At 40.6% G+C, this 1,388-nt stretch carries 1 protein-coding gene; it reads left to right on the forward strand.

Going from position 1 to position 1,388, the window contains the following annotated elements:
• Positions 1 to 123 precede the first annotated feature (123 nt).
• The gene (locus tag JCM12304_RS18800) at positions 124 to 1,344 is read left to right on the forward strand and encodes an ISL3 family transposase (RefSeq protein ID WP_060681996.1); all 1,221 of its coding nucleotides are present in this window, start codon (positions 124 to 126) and stop codon (positions 1,342 to 1,344) included.
• Positions 1,345 to 1,388 lie beyond the last annotated feature (44 nt).

A 1,388-nucleotide genomic window follows, 5' to 3' on the forward strand; every position in this document is an offset into this window, starting at 1 on the left:
AAGGCTCTAAAATATTTGTTGGGGTAAGGATAATCTTCTGAATATAAATAAAAAGCACGCAAGCTCCTTGTTTGTTACACTGGGTGCAGTTCAAACAACCAAACAAAAAGGAGATGCGTGTAATTGAATTCTACCATTAATTTACCAGGATTTGAAGAGTTTACGGTTCAACATACAGAAGAAATAGATGGCGTTTATCGCTTATTTGTGGAGAAAGAAATAGAAGCCCACAGGTGTCCTCAATGTGCCGCGTACACCACGAGTGTTCATGATTATCGGGCACAGAAGATCCAGCACACCCGTATATTCGGAAGACGGGCACATGTTTTTTATCGAAAAAGAAGATATGTGTGTAGGGGAGGTTGCGGCAAACGTTTCTATGAGGATAATTCCTTTGTAGAGCGTTATCAACGATATTCTAAAGAGTTCAGCCAAGCGCTTGCCATGGAACTGGTTCATGGGAAGAACTTTAAAGATATGGCCCAACGATTTGATACCTCTCCAACCACGGTGATGCGCCGATTTGATGCCATTGCCGCGCCCATGTTGGAAGAAACAAGAGAATTGCCGGAAGTTATATCCATTGATGAGTATAAAGGGGACGCGGGCGGTGAAAAGTATCAAACGATTATTGCGGATCCCATTAATCATAAACCATTGGAGATTCTCCCGGACCGTAAAAAGGAAACGGTGAAGGAATACCTGCATAAGCACGGCGCGAAGGTCACTATTGTGGTGATGGACATGAGTCCCTCCTTTAAGGCAGCAGTAGACCAGGCCCTAAATAACCCAATTGTAGTTGCCGATCGTTTTCATTTCACGCGTTACATTTATTGGGCTTTAGAAAGAGTAAGACGCCAGGAACAGAACGCCTTTGATGATTATGATCGTAAAAAGTGTAAACGAATGAAGCATGTTTTTAATAAACATCCGGAAGATTTAACAGATAAGCAGCACTGGTATTTACAACGTTACTTGGATAAATCAGCTTATTTGGAAAGAGCTTATCAATTAAAAGAAGCCTACCAATTATGGTTTAAGACTGCCAAGTGGAACGCCACAACTGATTTAGAAGCGACGAAGGCTCATCTATATGAGTTTTACGAACTGGTAAGAACGTCAGGCGTGAAAGAGTTTGAGAAGGCAATAGAAACCCTTCAGAATTGGCAAAAACAAATTATGAACAGTTTTGGTTTTAACCTGCATAATGGTTATATTGAGGGGATTAATAATCAAACAAAAGTATTAAAACGGAACGCATTTGGTTATAAGCGATTTGATCGCTTCCGTGCAAGAGTGTTATTACATCATCAATATAAACATCTGAATATCCGTGTTGCATAAATAAGGAGTGAGCATACGCTCACCCCAACATTTGACTTAGAACC

Origin of the sequence: Virgibacillus halodenitrificans JCM 12304 (assembly GCF_001310895.1) — a bacterium.
GTDB classification, from domain to species: Bacteria; Bacillota; Bacilli; order Bacillales; family Amphibacillaceae; genus Virgibacillus_Q; species Virgibacillus_Q halodenitrificans.